The organism is Mycobacterium montefiorense, from assembly GCF_003112775.1.
GTDB lineage: Bacteria > Actinomycetota > Actinomycetes > Mycobacteriales > Mycobacteriaceae > Mycobacterium > Mycobacterium montefiorense.
The window spans coordinates 235240-252881 of sequence record NZ_BFCH01000002.1 but is presented as its reverse complement, the minus strand read 5'-3'; the positions used below and the strand labels follow the sequence as shown (position 1 = coordinate 252881).

Below are 17642 nucleotides of genomic sequence, written 5' to 3'. Positions count from 1 at the left end.
GATTACAGGACGCCGATCCGGGGGTTGTGGGGGTACCGCCCGCGTGCCGGGGATAGGTCGGCCGCATCGTCGGGCACGAAAGCCGGATCGCTCCCCAGGTCGATCTGCTTGTTGTCGGCATCGACGAAGACGATGCGTGGCTGGTAGGCACGCGCCTCGGCATCCTCCATCGTGCCGTAGGCGATCAGGATCACCAAGTCGCCGGGGTGCACGAGATGCGCTGCGGCACCATTTATTCCGATGATGCCGGTGCCACGCTCGCCGGTGATCGCGTAGGTGACGAGCCGGGCGCCGTTGTCGATGTCCACGATGGTCACCTGCTCGCCCTCCAACAGATCGGCGGCCTCCATCAGGTCGGCATCGATGGTCACCGAGCCGACGTAGTGCAGATCCGCTTGCGTGACAGTGGCGCGGTGGATTTTCGACTTGAGCATCGTCCGAAACATCAGTTCCTCCAAGGTGTTTCAACATGTCCGTCCGGCCCCCGAGAGGTGCCGGCGATACCATCGATTTGGATTGCAACGTTGTCCAGCAGTCTGGTGGTGCCGAGCCGGGCGGCGATCAGCAGCCGACCGGATCCGTTGATGGGTTCGGGTCCGAGCTCAGTGCTGCGCAGCTCCAGGTAGTCGAGCACGAGTCCGGGGGTGGCATCGAGCACCGTGCGGGCCGCATCCAGCACGGCCTGGACGCCGTGCCCCGCCGCATGCGCACCGGCCGTCAGCGCCGCCGAAAGTGCTACGGCCAGTTCACGCTGCTCGGTATCGAGGTAGCGATTGCGCGACGACATCGCCAGGCCGTCAACTTCCCGCACGATCGGCACACCGACGACCTGCACGTCGATGTTCAGGTCGGCAACCATCTGCCGGATCAGGACCAGTTGCTGGTAATCCTTCTCGCCGAAGAAGGCACGGTCTGGGTGCACGATCTGCAGCAGCTTGCACACGACCGTTAGCATTCCCGCGAAATGTGTTGGCCGCGAAGCACCTTCGAGCTGACCGGCCAGCGGACCAGGCTGCACGGTGGTGCGTAGGCCGTCGGGATACATCGCGGCGGCGGTAGGGGCGAACACCACCTCGACACCTTCGCCGCGCAGCAGCGCCAGGTCGTTGTCGAGCGTGCGTGGGTAGGCGTCCAGGTCTTCCCCGGCACCAAACTGCAACGGATTCACGAAGATCGAAACAGCCACTACGGAGCCGGGCACCCGTTTGGCGGCGCGCACCAGGGCCAGATGCCCCTCGTGCAGCGCGCCCATCGTCGGCACCAACATCACCCGGCGGCCGGTGTAGCGCAGCGCGCGGCTGACGTCCGAGGCGTCGCGTGGCGCCGAGTAGATATTCAGTTCACCCGGCTTAAACGCCGGCGGTCGGGCCGTCGTCGCGTTCATCGCGCCAACACCTCGACGACGTCGGACGGAGCGTGTGCGCGCTGCGCGGTCCGCAGGGCGTTCACCCGATAGGCCTGCGCCAGCTCCGGATCAACCTGCGCCAGCGCGCGCAGATGGGCGGCGACCGCGGCCGCATCACCGCGGGCGACCGGACCGGTGAGCGCGGCCTGCCCACGCTGCAGCGTGTTCTCCAGCGCCGCCCGGGCCAGCGGTCCCACGATGCGCTCGGCAAGGCCGCCGGGCTGCTCGTCGACGGCTTGCTGCCCGAGCAGTTCGCTGCCCCGCAGCGCCGCCCGCAACGCGTCGAGCGCATCGGCGAGCACCGCCACGATGTGATTGCCCGCATGGGCCAGGGCGGCGTGGTACAGGATGCGGGCGTCCTCGCGGACGCAGAACGGCTCGCCGCCCATCTCCAGAACCAGCGACTGCCCGATCGCGTAGCCGACATCGTCGGCCGCGGTGATGCCGAAGCAGGTGTCCGGCAGCCGGCTGATGTCCTCGTCGGAGCCGGTGAACGTCATCGCCGGGTGGATCGCCAGCGGTATGCAGCCATGCTGGGTCAGCGGCGCGAGGATGCCGACCCCGTTGGCGCCCGAGGTGTGGACCACGATCGTGCCGGGCCGCACCGCCGAGGTGGCGGCCAGCCCGGACACCAGGCCGGCGAGTTCGCTGTCGGGAACCGACAACAGCAGCAGTTCGGCCGCGGCGGCCACATCCTGGGGTGGGACTATCGAGGTGTCCGGCAGCCGGCGCGCCGCCCGCTCCCGCGACGCATGGGAGATGGCGCTGCATGCCACTACAACGTGCTCAGCGCGCTCCAGGGCGACCCCCAGGCCGGTACCCACCCGGCCTGCCGAAATGATGCCCACCTTGAGCCTGGCCGGGCGCAAACCGTCGAACTGCTCCATCGCAGACGGCCTCACAATGTTGATTCGTTCGTTCCAGTCCCAGGTGCTGGGTACCGGACGGTCATCCAGATTTTAGTCGATCCCGGACGCTGCCCCAATGTGAGGAATGTCCCAGCTCAGCCTTCCCGGCGACGACGCCGGCCACCCCCGGATGGCTGTACCTGCAGCCGGGCCAGCAGGTCGGCAACCGACTGACCACCGGTCTGCGGGCCCTCACCGATGTTGTCCGGCGCCTCGGGCCCGGATTCCGCCCCGAGGTGGCGGGGTGCGGGCTCCGGGTGCGGCGCGGGGGCGAGTCGGGGTGGCGGCGGCTCCGCGTCGTGAAGTTCCTGCCTGGCGTGCGGCGGCGGGGGCGGCGCGGTCGCGGCGGCGGGGCGAGGTGGCGGCGCTGGGCCGGGCTCGTTCGGTCCGAGGAAGTTCGCGACGGAATAGTCGCGGTACTCCGCGGAATGGCGCGAGCGTGCCCGACGGCTGGATTCGCTGTCCGGCGCTGGGGGCTCGGGCTCGACTGGCGGGCCCTCGAACTGCTCCTCGGGGTTGGAATGCCGGGAGCGCCGACGCCGGCCCGACGTTTCGGCGGCCGCATCGGGTGAATCGCCGCCCGCCCAGTTGCTGCCGGGTGCTCCCGGAGGCAACCAGAGCCCGTCGGAGATAACCGGCTGCCAGTCGGGCCGCGCCAATCCGGGCTGTGGCTCCGGTGGTGGTGGCCCGGGTGGCGGCACCTGCTGGGGGTGCGGCTGCCAGTGTTGGGGCTCGAATCGCTGCTCGGCCGCGGCAGGGGCGGGCATCGGCGGGGGCGGATACGGGACCTCTTGCGGGACCACATACGGCGGAGTCTGCGGATACTGGGCCGGTGGCGGCGGGTAGGCCGCCTCTTGCTGGTCTTCGTATTGGAACCGCGCCCGCTCCCGCGAACGCGGCGGCACCAGCGGCTCTTCGGGCACGTCGATGATCGCGGATTCGTCGATGCGAGGCTCAGCGGAGTCCACCGGGTGGCCCTCGCGGACCGAGGTGACCCGATCGCTGGTCACCCAATCGACTCCAGCGCCTTCCCCGTTGCGGTCCCAGTCGCTGTACGCGCGGGCCGGCGGCGTATCGGTCTCCATGGTTCCCAGCGCCGGGCGCTGCTCGAGGTCGGTGTCGAACAAGATCTCCAGGCTGGTCCGCAGCGCGGACACTTCCGCGCGCAGCGCGGCTAGATCGTCATCGGCCGCAGCGCGTATCTCGGAGGCCAGCTCGCGCCGCAACTGGGACTCGACCGTCAGCTCGTACTCACGGCGCGCCGAGATTTCCCGATCCAGCTGCAAGTCATAGACCAGCTTCAAGTCCCGCACCCGCGACTGATCGGCGTCGCTTTGCCGACGGTAGAGCACCGACACGAAAGCACCGGCGACTGCGGCCCACAGCGCCAGGATCACAGCGAGCTTGAGAAGTTCCACCCGATTGGTGAAAACCAGTGCGGAACTGGCCCCCATCGCGAGGACCAGCAACGCCGTCAAGAGCACCCACCCCGGCCTGCGGCCGCCGCGCCGACCCCGGGCGCCGCGGGACAGAACGGTCATGGCCTGACTGTACCTGTGCGACGTCATCGCGCGTGTCGCACGACTCCGGCGATTCTCACCTGGGTTAATTCGTTGATTAATCGCCGTTAACTGCCGGGCCGTTCGCGTCCGCCCGCCGGATGGTCCGCAACCTCGGTGGGCCCTTAGCCTTCCGCTCCTTCGGCCCCCCCGCCGTGCTCGGTCTGGTCCGGCGGGGATTTGCAGCAGTGCTGTAGCCACAGCGCGGCGACCAGTAGCGCCAACGCGCTGACGGCGGCCACCACCGTTCCCGTGGTGTCCTCCGCGGCGACCCGCAGCCAGGACCGACGCGGCAGGAAGTACACCAGCACCCCGACCCACCAGCCCAGCACCAGGGCGCCGACCCAGGCCGACGCCTTGGCAATCACCACGGTGCGTGCCACCGCGAGCGGGTGCAGCCAGCCGGGCCCGTCACCGATCTCCCCTTCGGCGATCCTGGCTCGTACGTAGCGCGCCCACAGCACCTCGGCGATAGCCACCGCGAGCAGCGACAGACCCGTCCACACCGTGATCGGCGGAAACCACCGGAACGACGACCTGATCAGCAGGTAACTCAGTATCGCAGCGCCGACTACCGCGGCCGTCAGGTCACGTTTTCTAGTCGGCCCCATCAGCTCTGCGATTCCGGATCGGCTCGGGACGCGGCCCGGTGCGTGAGCGTCTGTACGGACAGCCGGACCGCCTCTTGGTCGGCGGGATCGAGTTCGGCCAACAGCTGAGCGACGGGTTGGGGCCCACCGGCCACGGTCAGCTGAGCCCCCGGGTCGACGGCCAGCCAGGGCACCATCACGAAGGCCCGCAGGTGGGCCAGCGGATGCGGCAGTGTCAGGTTGTTGTCCAGACTGATCACCTCGCCGTCCGCGGAGTAGCAGGCAATCAGGTCGACGTCCAGGGTGCGCGGGCCCCAGCGCTCGCCGCGAACCCGGCCCGCCGCATGTTCAAACTCCTGCGCCCGGCGCAGCCAGGCCTGGCCGTCGCGGGCCGGGTCGTCGGCGATCAGCACCGCGTTGAGAAACGGCCCCTGCTCCACCCGCCCCCAGGGGGCGGTCTCGTAGACGGGCGAGACCGCCAGCAGTGCGTCGCCGAGCCCGTCGACCACCGACTGCAGTCGCGCCAGCCGGTCCCCCAGGTTGGAGCCGATGGACAGTACGACGCGGGTCATCAGACTGAACCCGCGGGAATCACCGAACCGCGCCCGCCGCGCCGCGACCGCCGGATCACCACCGCGACATCGGCGAACTTCTGCGGTATCGGGGCCTGTGGCTTATGCACCGTCACCTCGACAGCGTGTACCCGCTCGTCGGCCATCACGTGATCGGCAATCTCGGCTCCCACCGTCTCGATCAGGTTGTGCGGAGGCCCCGCAACGATGTCGGCGGCCCGCTGGACCAGAGCGCCGTAGTCGTGGGTGTCGGCCAGGTCATCGCTGGCGGCGGCGTCGACCAGGTCGATCCACACGACGATGTCGACGACGAATTCCTGCCCATTTGTCCGCTCGGCCTCGAAGACTCCATGCCGGCCATGAACTGTTAAGCCGCGCAACTCGATTCGGTCAGCCATTGCTCTATGTCCGCCCTATCTGCGTCCAGGCGCCGACGACCTTGAGGGCGTCGACAGAGGCCCGCACATCGTGCACTCGCACACCCCAGACTCCGTGCAGGGCGGCCAGCGCGGAAATCACCGCGGTCGCCGTCTCTCGCCCATCGGGCGGCCGGGGCGAGGAGTCCGGTCCGGCCAACAGCGTACCGAGGAACCGTTTACGCGAGGCACCCAGGAGCACCGGCACCCCGGTGGCCACCAGTTCCGGCAGGGCATGCAGCAACGCCCAATTGTGTTGTCCCGTCTTGGCGAATCCAAGTCCCGGGTCGATGACCAGCTTCGCCGGGTTGACGCCGGCGGCCACCGCGGCGTCCACGCTGGCCAGCAGTTCCGAGCGCACCTCGGCCACCACGTCACGGTAGTGCGGAGCCTCGTGCGGGTGGCTCGACGACACCGATCGCCAGTGCATCAACACCCATAGCGCACCAGCTTCGGCCATCAGTGGTGCCATCGCCGGATCGGCTCGTCCGCCGGACACGTCGTTGACGATCCGCGCGCCGTTCTGCAGGGCGGCGCGAGCGACTTCAGCGTGCATAGTATCGATGCTCACCGTAATACCCTGTGCCGCAAGTTCTTTGATGACAGGAAGGACGCGGGAGCTCTCGACCCGTGGGTCGATCCGGGTGGCTCCGGGCCGGGTCGACTCTCCGCCCACGTCGACGATGCCCGCACCTTCGGCCGCCAACGCCAGGCCGTGCGCGACGGCGTTGTCGGTACAGAGGTAGCGTCCGCCATCCGAGAATGAGTCGTCAGTGACGTTCACAACCCCGACAACCTGCACAGGCGGCGAACTCACTTACGCAGGATGAGATCGAGCGCTTCGGCTCGGGAGGCCGCATCGGTTTTGAACTGGCCGCGCACCGCGGAGGTGGTGGTGGTGGCGCCGGGCTTGCGGACACCGCGCATCGCCATGCACAGATGCTCGGCCTCGACGACGACGATCACCCCGCGGGGGGCAAGCCGGTTCACCAACGCGTCGGCGATTTGGCTGGTGAGCCGCTCTTGAACCTGCGGCCGCTTGGCGTAAAGGTCAACCAGCCGGGCGATTTTCGACAACCCGGTTACCCGGCCTTCCTCGCCGGGGATGTAGCCGACATGGGCCACGCCGTGGAACGACACCAGGTGATGCTCACACGTGGAGTACAGCGGGATTTCCTTGACGATCACCAACTCGTCGTGCTCCTCGTCGAACATGGTGTTGAGCACGGCATCCGGATCGGTGTAGAGCCCGGAGAATATTTCCCGGTACGCGCGAGCGACGCGAGCCGGGGTGTCGCGCAACCCGTCTCGATCGGGGTCTTCGCCGATCGCGTACAACAACTCGCGGACCGCCGCCTCAGCACGTGGCTGGTCGAACGCCCGTACGCGATCCAGCTCGATGCGGGTATCCGGGAGCGCCATCGAATCTCCGTTCGTCAGCCGCGGGCCGGCGGGTTGGACCGGCTTACATCCTCATCCGGTTGATCAGGGGATTTTGCCGGATCCGGGCTGGGCTGACCGGGTGGGGGATACGGCGGATAGGGCGGGTACGACGGCTGGCCCTGGCCACGGCTCGGCTGGCCCGGATAGCTCGGAGCCGGCGCAGGCCAATGTGGCTGCGGCGGAGGCGGATACCAGTGTCCCTGCGGCTGTTGCTGATGCTGCGGTGGCGGCGGCCAGCCGGGCGCATGCCAGCCGGCCGGAGCCCCGTAGTCGGGCTGAGTGGGACGCAGGGACCCGGCGCGATCGCCGGCACCCTGACCACCGTGAGAACCGTTGGGGCCATGGGCTTTTCTATCGGCCTCAGCTTGCGCGGCCTCGGCGGCCTGGCTGGCCGCCGCGATGGCCGCCTTGAAAGCCGGCTCGGGGATCGGTTGGGGCCACGGCTCGCCGCGCTCGATCGCCAGCTCTCCGGGCGTCTTGATCGGCGGTTTGTCCGACGGGATACGACCACCGAAGTCGTCGAACATCGTGAGCCGGGGCCGCTTTTCGACGTCGGCGAAGATCTTCTCCAGCTCGGGCCGGTGCAGGGTTTCTTTTTCCAGCAGCTCGCCGGCCAAAGTGTCGAGCACATCGCGGTATTCGGTGAGGATCTCCCAGGCCTCGGTGTGCGCGGCCTCGATGAGCTTGCGGATCTCGTCGTCGATGTCGCGGGCAACCTCGTGGGAGTAGTCCGCCTGGTTGCCCATGGTCCGGCCCAGGAAGGGGTCGCCGTGCTCGGAGCCGTATTTGACAGCACCGAGTTTGGAACTCATACCGAATTCGGTGACCATCGCGCGCGCGGTCTTGGTGGCCTGCTCGATGTCGGACACCGCGCCGGTCGTCGGCTCGCGGAACACCAGTTCCTCGGCGGCGCGCCCGCCCATCGCGAACACCAGCTGCGCAACCATCTCCGAGCGGGTGCGCAGGCCCTTGTCCTCTTCGGGCACCGCGACGGCGTGCCCGCCGGTACGGCCGCGGGCCAGGATCGTCACCTTGTAGACGGGGTCGATGTCCGGCATCGCCCACGCGGCCAGGGTGTGCCCACCTTCGTGGTAGGCGGTGATTTTCTTCTCATGCTCGCTGATGATCCGGCCCTTGCGGCGCGGTCCGCCGATCACCCGGTCCACGGCTTCCTCGAGGGCGGGCCCGGTGATGACTGTGCCGTTCTCGCGGGCCGTCAGCAGCGCCGCCTCGTTGATGACGTTGGCCAGGTCGGCGCCGGTCATGCCGACGGTCCGCTTGGCCAGCCCCTCCAGGTCGGCGCCCGACGCGATCGGCTTGCCCTTGGAGTGCACGGCCAATACCGCGCGCCGGCCGGCCAGGTCGGGGTTGGACACCGGGATCTGCCGGTCGAAGCGGCCCGGGCGCAGCAGCGCCGGGTCCAGGATGTCGGGGCGGTTGGTCGCGGCGATCAGGATGACCCCGGCGCGATCGCCGAAGCCGTCCATCTCGACCAGCAGCTGGTTCAGTGTCTGCTCACGCTCGTCGTGGCCACCGCCTAGCCCGGCGCCGCGCTGACGGCCCACCGCGTCGATCTCGTCGACGAAGATGATGCACGGGCTGTTCTGCTTGGCCTGCTCGAACAGGTCGCGCACCCGCGAGGCACCGACACCGACGAACATCTCGACGAAGTCGGAGCCCGAGATGGTGAAGAACGGCACCCCGGCCTCTCCGGCCACCGCGCGGGCCAGCAACGTCTTACCGGTTCCCGGTGGCCCGTAGAGCAGCACTCCTTTGGGGATCTTGGCGCCCAACGCCTGGTAACGCGACGGGTTCTGCAGGAAGTCCTTGATCTCGTAAAGCTCCTCGACCGCCTCGTCGACTCCGGCGACGTCGGCGAATGTGGTCTTGGGCATGTCCTTGGAGAGCTGCTTGGCGCGCGATTTACCGAACCCGAAGCCCATTCGGGCGCCGCCTTGCATGCGCGAGAACATCACGAACAGGCCCACCAGCAACAGCAACGGCAACACGTAAACCAGCAGCTCGCCCAGGATGCTGCCCTCATTGACGACGGTGGCGACCTTGGCGTTCTTCGCGTTGAGCGCGTTGAACAGGTCGACGGCATAACCACTGGGGAACTTGGTGATGACCTTGTCGGAGTTGTCGGTGTCGTTGTTGCCCTTCTTCAGGGTCAATCGGAGTTGCTGCTCCCGGTCATCGATCTGCGCGCTCTTGACGTTGTCGCCGTTGATCTGGGACATCGCCACCGAGGTGTCGACGGGTTTGTATCCGCGGGTGTCATCGCTGAAATAGAAGAACGACCAGCCGAGCAGCACAACTACAGCGATCGCCGTGACTATTCGAATCACGTTTTTCCGGTTCATCAATCATCGGCCGTTTCGGCCAGGTCCTTCCCGATACACGCAGCTGGAAAAGTTCAGGCTACCGCTACTGGCGATCGCCAGCACCGGCAGAGCCGGGGCGCAGCGGGTCGCCAGCTGCCTGCACAGACAACGAGCGGCAGTTCCCGATCCGACCTAGAGCACCGCAAATGAGTTCGGGGACGCCGGGGCCACACTGGGATGACACTGCGCAGCCATGAACATCTTGGCGGCCGCCTTACTCGTCGTAATACCGGGCCTCGAGCACATTGCCGTCCGGATCGGAGAAGTAATAGGTGTGCGGTGCCCATCCCCGGGCCCCGTAGCTGCGGCTCAAGCGGGCGCTGGTGTCCACACCCGCCGCCTGCAGGCGCCGATCCAGCGCCTGGTATTCGGACTTCGACAGCGCCAGGCAGACGTGGTTGACCGGGTGTCCGGCACTGCCCTCGACCTTTGTCAGCAACTCTGAGGCGGCAATGTTGGCCACCGGCAGCAGGTCGATGATCGAGTCTTCGCACACCCGCACGCTCGGAAACGGCGCCTCTCCGGCCTCGTACTCGTCGAAGCGCAGCGGCGCGAGCCCGATCACGTTCGTATAGAAGTCCATCGCTGCCCGCGGATCCTTGGTCCACAACACGATGTGGTCCAGCCGCCTCATGCCGAGTCCACCCGCTTTCGGTTAGCCGTCGTATTCGCGATATCTACCAGATGCCACGAAGTGAACGGCCATTTTCAACTCAGGTGAGCACTTCTCACGCCAGGAGGGTTGTGATTTGGTGTGTTGGTGCCCACCTCAACCGAACGGTTAGTAGAGACCAACGGCGTACGGCTGCGGGTGGTCGAGGCCGGCGATCGCGGTGCGCCCGTGGTGGTCTTGGCCCACGGCTTTCCCGAATTGGCCTACTCATGGCGACACCAGATTCCGGTGCTCGCCGAGGCCGGCTATCACGTGCTGGCACCCGACCAGCGCGGTTACGGCGGGTCCTCGCGCCCCGACGCGATCGATGCCTACAACATCCGCGAGCTGACGGCCGACATCGTCGGACTGCTCGACGACGTCGGCGCGCAGCGAGCCGTCTGGATCGGCCACGACTGGGGTGCCCCGGTGGTGTGGCATGCGCCGCTGCTGCATCCCGACCGGGTCGCGGCTGTCGCCGCCCTCAGTGTGCCGGCCACGCCCAGATCGCAGGTAACGCCGACGCAGGCATGGCGCAAAACATTCGGTGAGAACTTCTTCTACATCCTGTATTTCCAGGAGCCCGGCATCGCCGACGCCGAACTCAACGGGGATCCCGACCGGACGATCCGCCGGTTGATGGGCGGCCTGCGTACCGACGGCGACAAGGCCGCGGGGATGCGGATGGTGGCACCGGGCCCGGAAGGCTTCATCGATCGCCTGCCCGAACCCGATGGGCTGCCGGCCTGGATCACTCAGGACGAGCTCGACCACTACATCGGCGAGTTCTCCCGCACCGGTTTCACCGGCGGCCTGAACTGGTACCGCAATTTCGACCGCAATTGGGAACTCACCGCCGACCTCGCCGACACGAAGATCTCGGTGCCGTGCCTATTCATCGGCGGCACAGCCGATCCCGTTCTCGCCTTCACTCGCGCCGACCGTGCCGCCGAGATCGTCTCCGGGCCGTATCGCCAGGTGATGATCGAAGGTGCCGGCCACTGGCTGCAACAGGAAAGACCCGACGAGGTCAACACGGTATTGCTGGAATTTCTCAACGGATTGGAGCTGCGGTGAACGCACCGCTTGGTTTCGGCGTCTTCATCACACCATTTCACCCGATCGGCCAATCCCCCACGGTCGCACTGGAATACGACATGGAACGCGTCGTCGCCCTAGACCGCCTGGGGTACGACGAAGCGTGGTTCGGCGAACACCATTCGGGTGGCTACGAGTTGATCGCGTGCCCGGAAGTGTTCATCGCGGCCGCCGCGGAACGGACCAAACACATCCGGCTGGGCACCGGCGTGGTCTCGCTGCCCTACCATCATCCGCTGATGGTGGCCGACCGCTGGGTGCTGCTGGACCACCTGACCCGCGGCCGGGTGATGTTCGGCACCGGCCCCGGGGCGCTGCCGTCAGATGCCTACATGATGGGCATCGACCCGGTCGACCAGCGACACATGATGCAGGAGTCGTTGGAGGCAATCCTCGCGCTGTTCCGCGCCGGGCCTACCGAACGAATCGACCGTCACACCGACTGGTTCACGCTGCGCGACGCGCAACTGCACATCCGCCCGTACACCTGGCCCTATCCGGAAATATCCACGGCGGCAATGATTTCGCCGTCCGGACCGCGGCTGGCGGGCGCCCTGGGCACGTCATTGCTGTCGCTATCAATGTCGGTGCCCGGCGGTTACGCCGCGCTGGAAACCACCTGGGATGTGGTGCGCGAGCAGGCCGCCAAAGTCGGGCGGGACGAACCGAGTCGGGCCGACTGGCGGGTGCTGTCCATCATGCACATCGCCGACAGTCGCGAGCAGGCGATCACAGACTGCACCTACGGGTTGCAGGATTTCGCGAACTACTTCGGTGCGGCCGGATTTGTCCCACTGGCGAACACGGTCGAGGGCACGCAGACACCGTACGAATTCGTCGAAGACTATGCGGCTAAAGGGAATTGCTGCATCGGCACCCCCGACGAGGCGATCGCGCACATCGAAGACCTACTGGAACGGTCGGGCGGCTTCGGGACTTTGCTGATGCTCGGTCACGACTGGGCCTCCCCCGAAGCGACGTATCACTCCTATGAATTGATGGCCCGCAAGGTGATTCCACACTTCAAAGGGCAGCTAGCGGCACCGCGAGCGTCGCACGACTGGGCCAAAGATCATCGCGACCAACTGATCGGCCGCGCCGGCGAGGCCGTCGTGAAAGCCATTACCGAGCACGTCGGCGAGCAGGAAGGCGCGGTGACCTGATGCGCGCCTCGGTGCTGCGCGACGGCCGGATGGTCTATCGCGACGACGTCGCAGACCCGGTACCCGAATCCGGCCAGGTGCTGGTCGCCATTCGGGCCTGCGGAATCTGCGGCTCCGACTTGCATTTCGCCTCGCACGGTCGCAAGGTGCTGGAGATGACCGAGCGGGTCGCGCGTGGCGCCAGCGGTATGGACGTCGACCTGGAGCACGACATCTTCATGGGCCACGAATTCAGTGCCGAGGTGCTCGAAGCCGGCCCCGACACCGACACCCATCCGTCCGGTTCCATCGTCACGTCGATTCCGGTGCTGTTGTCCGCCAAGGGTGTGCAGCCGATCGTCTACAGCAACAACACCATCGGCGGCTACGCGGAACGGATGCTGCTCTCGGCGCCGCTGCTGCTGCCCGTCCCCAACGGTCTGGACCTCAAACACGCCGCCCTGACCGAGCCAATGGCGGTGGGGCTGCACGCCGTCAACAAGTCGAACATCGAGCCAGGCGAAACCGCCCTGGTGCTGGGCTGCGGCCCGATCGGCATTGCGATCATCGCGTGCCTTCGGGTGCGCGGCGTGGAAAGCATTGTGGCGTCGGATTTCTCGCCCAAGCGACGTGAGTTGGCTACGGCGATGGGCGCCCACCAGACGCTGGATGCCGCACAGGGCTCGCCGTTCGACATCGTCAAACCCACGGTCGTTTTCGAGGCGATCGGAGTGCCCGGCATCATCGACGACGTGCTCTTGCGGGCGAGGGCGGGCACCCGCCTGGTCGTTGCCGGAGTGTGCATGGAGGCCGACACCTTCCATCCGTTCTTCGCGATTGCCAAAGAGATCAACGTGCAGTTCTCGCTGGCCTACGGAGCCGAGGAGTTCGCCGAGTCACTGCGCTCTTTGGCCGAGGGCGAGATCGATGTCAGCCCGCTGATCACCGGCGAGGTGGGCCTGGACGGGGTCGGCGCGGCCTTCGACGACCTCGCCGACCCCGAGCGGCACTGCAAGATTCTGGTGACGCCCTAGGCTCACCCGCCCGCCGGCGGGTGGGTGATGATCGTCGGCTTGAAACCGTAGCGGGGAGGAGCAAAGTGGGCGGTCGCTACGCTGCGCCCCGCCCCACCGCCCGCTAGCGGCATCCCACCGACCGCATTGGTCCCCGGCTGTGCCGCCGCCGCAGTACTGAGGCCGTTGAGCGTCACCACGGCGGGGTTGGCCGCCGGAGTGACAGCGCCCCAGGACGCCGGAACCGACAAGCCCCCGACAGATGCCGCCCTGCCCGCCGCGCCCGCGGCATTGCCCAAGGCTCCCGAAAGCGCACGCGGCACAGCCTCAGCCGCCCTCGCGGCGCCCTCCGCGGCTTGGGCGGCACCCTCGGTGGCAGCCTTGGCAGCCTGAGGTGCGAAGCCCTGCGCGAGCTGCTGGACGTCTCTGAACGAGGTGGTGAACAGACGCGTCGGCGAGACCAACTTGATGAACGCATCGAATGGCGAGCTGGCATCTAGGACTTGCGACCCGGTCAGCCCCTCGAACAGATCACCCAACGGGCCGCTCAATTGCAACCCATCACCCTCGGCGTTCATGCTGATCCCACCGAAATTGAACCCGGGAGCCGCCTGAGCAGTGTTGGTACCGGCCAGCGCCGACAAGGTTTGGGGCACCGCGTTGAGCCCCTGGCTGCCTGCGCTATTGCCCGCTGCTTGTGCCACCGCAGCGGCCTGAGTGGACGGCCCCGCAGGGTTGGCGGTGGGTGCAGCCAGCTGGGGCGCCGGCAACGTGGACGCCGCCGCGGACGTACCCGCATACCCGTACATCGCGACCGCATCTTGAGCCCACATCTCGCCGTACTCCGCTTCGAGGGCCGCAATTGCCGCAGTGTTCTGCCCAAGGAAGTTCGTCGCCAACAACTCCAGCAACAACAACCGATTCGCCGCTATCACCGGTGGGGGGACCGTCTCGGCGAACGCCGCCTCGAAGGCACCCGCGGCTGCCGCGGCTTGGGTGCCGGCCTGTTCAGCCTGCCCGGCCGTCTGACTTAGCCACGCCACTTGCGGGGCGGCCGCAGCCAGCATGGCCGACGCGGATGGCCCCTGCCAGGGGCCATCGGTAAGCCCGGAAATCAGCGACCCATAGCTGGCTGCCGCGGAATACAGCTCGGCGGCCAGCCCGCCCCAGGCTGCCGCCGCGGCCAGCAGGGGCCCTGATCCGGGCCCCGTATACATCAGCGTGGAATTGATCTCCGGCGGTAACTGCGCGAAATCCAGCATCGGCGTTCCTCGCCTAACCGGCCGCGGCGGCGTTGGCGAGCTCGGTGTCCGCATACGAACCGGCACTGACGACCAGCGTTGCCACCAACTGTTCTCGGACCGCGGCAGCCTCGGCGCTGATCTGCTGAAAGAGCTGCGCGTGCGAAGCAAACTGTGCCGCAGTCAATATCGAAACCACATCAGCGGCTGCCGGGACCACCCCCGTCGTCGGTGTTGCCGCCGCCGAACTCCCCTCCCGCACTGCCGCATTCACACTGTGCAGCTCACCGGCAACTGCATGCAGCACTTCCGGCTGTGCCCTCAGGAAAGACATACCCCTCCTCAAAAACCGTTCCTTTTCACCATCTTTCAGCAGACAACTCCGGCTCCTGAATCGGACGCCTGGCTACGTTAGACGCGACATGTCGAGAAATGACAGCCCAGACTAGCCAATTCATTATCGAGTCGATAACTGTTCATGTTGCCGATCCGGCAAGCTGCAACATTCGTTTTTAGAATGAAAGACTTTGCAAAACAATATGATTGGAGTTTTGTATGAATTCGCACGCGGATCGGCGGATTACTGCTAAGGTCCGCCCACACCTGCGCGCCGACTGCCGGAAATTGCTGCGGTCCGATACGCGTATGTCAACGAATCGCCGGAGCCAAAGCATGCGCCAGCTCGGCTCGGCTTCCGAGGAGCCGAGCCTGGGGACTTTCTGCTGCCAGCTAATTTTTGGCTATGCTGAACGAGGCAGGCAATCAGCTACGCGACGGGACGGAGCCGATGCTGAAACGTGAGTCCTCGGCGGGTTAACCACCGTGACCGAAGGAACCGCACTGGCGCAGTTTCTGCGCGCCCGTCGCAGCCTGGTCCAACCCGCTGACGTGGGACTACCCGTGGGCGGGCGCCGCAGAGTCGCCGGGCTGCGCCGCGAGGAAGTGGCAATACTCGCCAACATCAGCACCGACTACTACCTGCGCCTCGAGCAAGGTCGCGAGGAGCATCCGTCGGATCAGGTGCTCATTGCGCTGAGCCGGGCTCTGAAATTGGATGACGACGCGGTGTCTTACATGCGAAACCTGATGCGCCACCAATCCACCGACGTGGTCCAACCATTGCGGGACCCGCACCCAGGAATCCGGGGACTGATTGACGGCTGGCCGCTGACGGCGGCACATGTGGTCGATCCCGGGTTGACCGTGGTGGCCACCAACCACCTCGCTGACGCCCTGTTGCCCAGCTTCGGAGTCGGGGCCAACACAATGCGGGAATTATTTCGTGATCCCGAGACGCCGAACTTCTACCGCAACTGGAAGAAGCTAGCCGCGTGGGCAGTTGCCCTGGTCCGGGTCTTGTACGGCCAACGCCCCGACCCTGCCTTGATCAGTCTGGTCGACGAGTTGGTCGAGCAATGCCCACGGTTCCGTCAGCTCTGGGAACGCCACGATGTCACTTACGAACCCGCCGGACTGATGCTGGTCAACCATCCGCGGGTGGGCAAGCTCGATCTCAACTACCAACAGATGGTGTTGCCGGCGACCGGTCACGTGCTGGTGGCGTACTGGGCCGAACCCGGGTCCCCATCGGAGGAAGGCATGCGCCGCCTCGACGTCGGCTGAGCCTGGGAGTCGCACAACCAGGAATCACGCGTCCTGGATACACCGAGTCAACGGCAGCATTATTCGTGATGTGAGCCAGAACGGATGCCAGATTGGCGCTGGACCTGCGCCGACCGAGAACGCGCCGCGCCTTGGTCGGGCATTCATCCAAGATCCGCACCCCATCTATCGCCGGCTGCGCGCGCAAGCCCCCGCGCATCGTGTCCAGATCTGGGGTGAGGCGCAAGCCTGGCTGGTCACCCGCTACGCCGAGGCGCGGGCGCTGTTGGCCGACCCGCGACTGAGCAAGGACTGGCAGCGGCTCAACGGGTTCTTTCCACCGACCAACAATGATCCGCACCGCTCGCTACTCAACAGCCATATGTTGCAGCAAGATCCGCCGGACCACACCCGGCTGCGCAAACTGCTGACCAAGGCGTTCACCGCCGGCAGCGTGCGAAAGATGAGACGCGATATCGAAGTGATCGCCGACGACTTGCTCGATCGGATGGCGATTGCCGCCACAGGCGATGCCGTGGTGGATCTCATTCAGTCGTATGCGGTTGCGTTGCCGTTGGGCGTCATCGGCAGGTTGCTCGGCGTTCCGCCCGACGATCGCGACTGCTTTCGCCGTTACGTCGAGCCATCGTTCACCAGCACCGACCCCGCCGAGCTGTCGGTAGCCGAGAATATGTTGATCGACATGTTGACCGGGTTGATCGCGCAGAAGCGCAAGCTACCGGCCGACGACCTGCTCAGCGCTCTGGTGCACGCGTCCGACGTCGACGACCGCCTGTCCCCCGACGAGCTGCTGTCCACCGCGTTCCTGCTGATTCTGGCCGGCTACGAAACCACGGTGAACCTCATCGGCAACGGCATGCTCGCGTTGCTGCGCAACCCATCTCAACTCGCTGCATTGCGTGACGACCTATGGCTGATGCCCACGGCGGTGGAGGAGTTCCTGCGGTTCGAGAGCCCGCTCAATACCGCCACCATGCGATTCACCACCGAGCCGGTGCGGCTCGGTGCTGTCGAGATACCTGCGGGCCAACTCGTCTTGATCGCCCTGCTCGGCGCAAACCACGACAGCAGCCAGTTCGACAACCCGCATCTTCTCGACGTGACAAGGGCCCCGAACCCGCACCTGGCGTTCGGGCACGGCATTCACCACTGCCTTGGAGCACCGCTGGCGCGACTCGAAGGAGAGATCGCGATCGGCCGGCTACTCGCCCGATTTGACCGGATCACCTTGGACGACAACATTATTCTGCAGTACCGAAACAGCACACTGATGCGCGGTCTGACCGCGCTTCCCGTTCGCCTGCACGAGTTCCGATGAACGACAACAGCAGCCAAAACAATTTCGGCGCAATGCAACTCCTGGGCATACTCGCAGGATTGATGATCGCGCCGGTAGCGACACCGGCATTGATCTGGGCCACGATCACGGCGAATCTTCCTCTCGCACTGGTGATCATGCAGCTGTTCGTCATGGCAGTGGTTTTAAACTGGCTTTCGCGCATGATGATTCGCAACCACGAACTGACTGACGACTCCGACGACGACACGATGAGCAACCCCTGGAGTAGCGAGCCATCAAACGGCTAGGGTGCCAGG

Annotated in this window: 19 protein-coding genes; 6 read left to right on the top strand and 13 right to left on the bottom strand. The window is 66.3% G+C overall.

Annotation, left to right across the window (positions count from 1 at the left end; translation table 11 throughout):
- Positions 1–2: 2 nt before the first annotated feature.
- From panD to DB708_RS02195, 11 genes are all read right to left on the bottom strand, one after another.
- Complete coding sequence (gene panD, locus DB708_RS02245) at positions 3–446, bottom strand: aspartate 1-decarboxylase (protein WP_108920299.1); 444 nt, start codon at positions 444–446, stop codon at positions 3–5.
- The gene (gene panC, locus DB708_RS02240) at positions 446–1384 is read right to left on the bottom strand and encodes a pantoate--beta-alanine ligase (protein WP_108920298.1); all 939 of its coding nucleotides are present in this window, start codon (positions 1382–1384) and stop codon (positions 446–448) included. The genes panD and panC overlap by 1 nt, the downstream gene beginning before the upstream one ends.
- On the bottom strand, positions 1381–2292 hold the full coding sequence (locus tag DB708_RS02235) for a Rossmann-like and DUF2520 domain-containing protein (protein ID WP_108920297.1): 912 nt from the start codon (positions 2290–2292) through the stop codon (positions 1381–1383). Before DB708_RS02235 ends, panC begins: the two co-directional genes overlap by 4 nt.
- Positions 2293–2408: 116 nt before the next feature.
- Positions 2409–3854 (bottom strand): DUF6779 domain-containing protein, encoded by a 1446-nt coding sequence (locus DB708_RS02230; RefSeq protein ID WP_108920555.1) that lies wholly within the window; start codon positions 3852–3854, stop codon positions 2409–2411.
- A 143-nt stretch (positions 3855–3997) separates the two neighbouring features.
- Positions 3998–4483, bottom strand: coding sequence for a DUF3180 domain-containing protein (locus DB708_RS02225; RefSeq protein ID WP_108920296.1), 486 nt, complete (start codon positions 4481–4483; stop codon positions 3998–4000).
- Complete coding sequence (gene folK, locus DB708_RS02220; RefSeq protein ID WP_108920295.1) at positions 4483–5034, bottom strand: 2-amino-4-hydroxy-6-hydroxymethyldihydropteridine diphosphokinase; 552 nt, start codon at positions 5032–5034, stop codon at positions 4483–4485. Before folK ends, DB708_RS02225 begins: the two co-directional genes overlap by 1 nt.
- Positions 5034–5432: a dihydroneopterin aldolase gene (folB, locus tag DB708_RS02215; RefSeq protein WP_108920294.1), complete on the bottom strand. Its 399-nt coding sequence runs from the start codon at positions 5430–5432 to the stop codon at positions 5034–5036. The genes folK and folB overlap by 1 nt, the downstream gene beginning before the upstream one ends.
- A gap of 4 nt (positions 5433–5436) precedes the next feature.
- Positions 5437–6267 carry a dihydropteroate synthase gene (gene folP, locus DB708_RS02210; RefSeq protein WP_108920293.1) on the bottom strand — a complete coding sequence of 277 codons (831 nt, stop codon included), beginning with the start codon at positions 6265–6267 and terminating at the stop codon, positions 5437–5439.
- On the bottom strand, positions 6264–6872 hold the full coding sequence (folE, locus tag DB708_RS02205) for a GTP cyclohydrolase I FolE (RefSeq protein WP_108920292.1): 609 nt from the start codon (positions 6870–6872) through the stop codon (positions 6264–6266). The genes folP and folE overlap by 4 nt, the downstream gene beginning before the upstream one ends.
- 14 nt (positions 6873–6886) lie before the next feature.
- A complete protein-coding gene (gene ftsH / locus DB708_RS02200; protein ID WP_108920291.1) occupies positions 6887–9256 on the bottom strand; it encodes an ATP-dependent zinc metalloprotease FtsH in 2370 nt (789 codons plus the stop codon).
- Between the two features lie 235 nt (positions 9257–9491).
- Positions 9492–9911 (bottom strand): VOC family protein, encoded by a 420-nt coding sequence (locus DB708_RS02195; protein ID WP_108920290.1) that lies wholly within the window; start codon positions 9909–9911, stop codon positions 9492–9494.
- A gap of 126 nt (positions 9912–10037) precedes the next feature.
- On the opposite strand from DB708_RS02195, the gene DB708_RS02190 reads away from it, so the two are divergent.
- The 3 genes from DB708_RS02190 to DB708_RS02180 are packed head-to-tail and all read left to right on the top strand — an operon-like array spanning position 10038 to position 13203.
- Positions 10038–11006, top strand: coding sequence for an alpha/beta fold hydrolase (locus DB708_RS02190; protein ID WP_108920554.1), 969 nt, complete (start codon positions 10038–10040; stop codon positions 11004–11006).
- Complete coding sequence (locus DB708_RS02185) at positions 11003–12190, top strand: LLM class flavin-dependent oxidoreductase (RefSeq protein ID WP_108920289.1); 1188 nt, start codon at positions 11003–11005, stop codon at positions 12188–12190. Before DB708_RS02190 ends, DB708_RS02185 begins: the two co-directional genes overlap by 4 nt.
- Positions 12190–13203, top strand: coding sequence for a zinc-binding dehydrogenase (locus DB708_RS02180; protein ID WP_108920288.1), 1014 nt, complete (start codon positions 12190–12192; stop codon positions 13201–13203). The genes DB708_RS02185 and DB708_RS02180 overlap by 1 nt, the downstream gene beginning before the upstream one ends.
- A gap of 2 nt (positions 13204–13205) precedes the next feature.
- Here the strand turns inward: DB708_RS02180 and DB708_RS02175 are convergent, their stop codons facing one another.
- Positions 13206–14444, bottom strand: coding sequence for a PPE family protein (locus DB708_RS02175; RefSeq protein WP_133250966.1), 1239 nt, complete (start codon positions 14442–14444; stop codon positions 13206–13208).
- Between the two features lie 13 nt (positions 14445–14457).
- Positions 14458–14757 carry a PE family protein gene (locus tag DB708_RS02170; RefSeq protein WP_108920287.1) on the bottom strand — a complete coding sequence of 100 codons (300 nt, stop codon included), beginning with the start codon at positions 14755–14757 and terminating at the stop codon, positions 14458–14460.
- Positions 14758–15245: 488 nt separating this feature from the next.
- On the opposite strand from DB708_RS02170, the gene DB708_RS02165 reads away from it, so the two are divergent.
- The 3 genes from DB708_RS02165 (at position 15246) to DB708_RS02155 (ending at position 17633) form a co-directional block, all read left to right on the top strand.
- Positions 15246–16046 carry a helix-turn-helix transcriptional regulator gene (locus DB708_RS02165; RefSeq protein ID WP_108920286.1) on the top strand — a complete coding sequence of 267 codons (801 nt, stop codon included), beginning with the start codon at positions 15246–15248 and terminating at the stop codon, positions 16044–16046.
- 70 nt (positions 16047–16116) lie between these two features.
- Positions 16117–17364 (top strand): cytochrome P450 family protein, encoded by a 1248-nt coding sequence (locus DB708_RS02160; RefSeq protein ID WP_235616588.1) that lies wholly within the window; start codon positions 16117–16119, stop codon positions 17362–17364.
- Entirely contained in the window at positions 17361–17633 is a 273-nt protein-coding gene (locus tag DB708_RS02155; protein ID WP_108920285.1) for a hypothetical protein, read from the top strand. Before DB708_RS02160 ends, DB708_RS02155 begins: the two co-directional genes overlap by 4 nt.
- Positions 17634–17642 lie beyond the last annotated feature (9 nt).

Bases quoted from the DNA above. Each gene is read 5' to 3' on its own strand.
- DB708_RS02235 (WP_108920297.1), bottom strand. From the start codon at position 2,292: ATGGAGCAGTTCGACGGTTTGCGCCCGGCCAGGCTCAAGGTGGGCATC.
- DB708_RS02170 (WP_108920287.1), bottom strand. From the start codon at position 14,757: ATGTCTTTCCTGAGGGCACAGCCGGAAGTGCTGCATGCAGTTGCCGGT.
- DB708_RS02175 (WP_133250966.1), bottom strand. From the start codon at position 14,444: ATGCTGGATTTCGCGCAGTTACCGCCGGAGATCAATTCCACGCTGATG.
- panD (WP_108920299.1), bottom strand. From the start codon at position 446: ATGTTTCGGACGATGCTCAAGTCGAAAATCCACCGCGCCACTGTCACG.
- DB708_RS02180 (WP_108920288.1), top strand. From the start codon at position 12,190: ATGCGCGCCTCGGTGCTGCGCGACGGCCGGATGGTCTATCGCGACGAC.
- folK (WP_108920295.1), bottom strand. From the start codon at position 5,034: ATGACCCGCGTCGTACTGTCCATCGGCTCCAACCTGGGGGACCGGCTG.
- folB (WP_108920294.1), bottom strand. From the start codon at position 5,432: ATGGCTGACCGAATCGAGTTGCGCGGCTTAACAGTTCATGGCCGGCAT.
- ftsH (WP_108920291.1), bottom strand. From the start codon at position 9,256: ATGAACCGGAAAAACGTGATTCGAATAGTCACGGCGATCGCTGTAGTT.
- DB708_RS02195 (WP_108920290.1), bottom strand. From the start codon at position 9,911: ATGAGGCGGCTGGACCACATCGTGTTGTGGACCAAGGATCCGCGGGCA.
- DB708_RS02225 (WP_108920296.1), bottom strand. From the start codon at position 4,483: ATGGGGCCGACTAGAAAACGTGACCTGACGGCCGCGGTAGTCGGCGCT.
- DB708_RS02155 (WP_108920285.1), top strand. From the start codon at position 17,361: ATGAACGACAACAGCAGCCAAAACAATTTCGGCGCAATGCAACTCCTG.
- folE (WP_108920292.1), bottom strand. From the start codon at position 6,872: ATGGCGCTCCCGGATACCCGCATCGAGCTGGATCGCGTACGGGCGTTC.
- DB708_RS02230 (WP_108920555.1), bottom strand. From the start codon at position 3,854: ATGACCGTTCTGTCCCGCGGCGCCCGGGGTCGGCGCGGCGGCCGCAGG.
- panC (WP_108920298.1), bottom strand. From the start codon at position 1,384: ATGAACGCGACGACGGCCCGACCGCCGGCGTTTAAGCCGGGTGAACTG.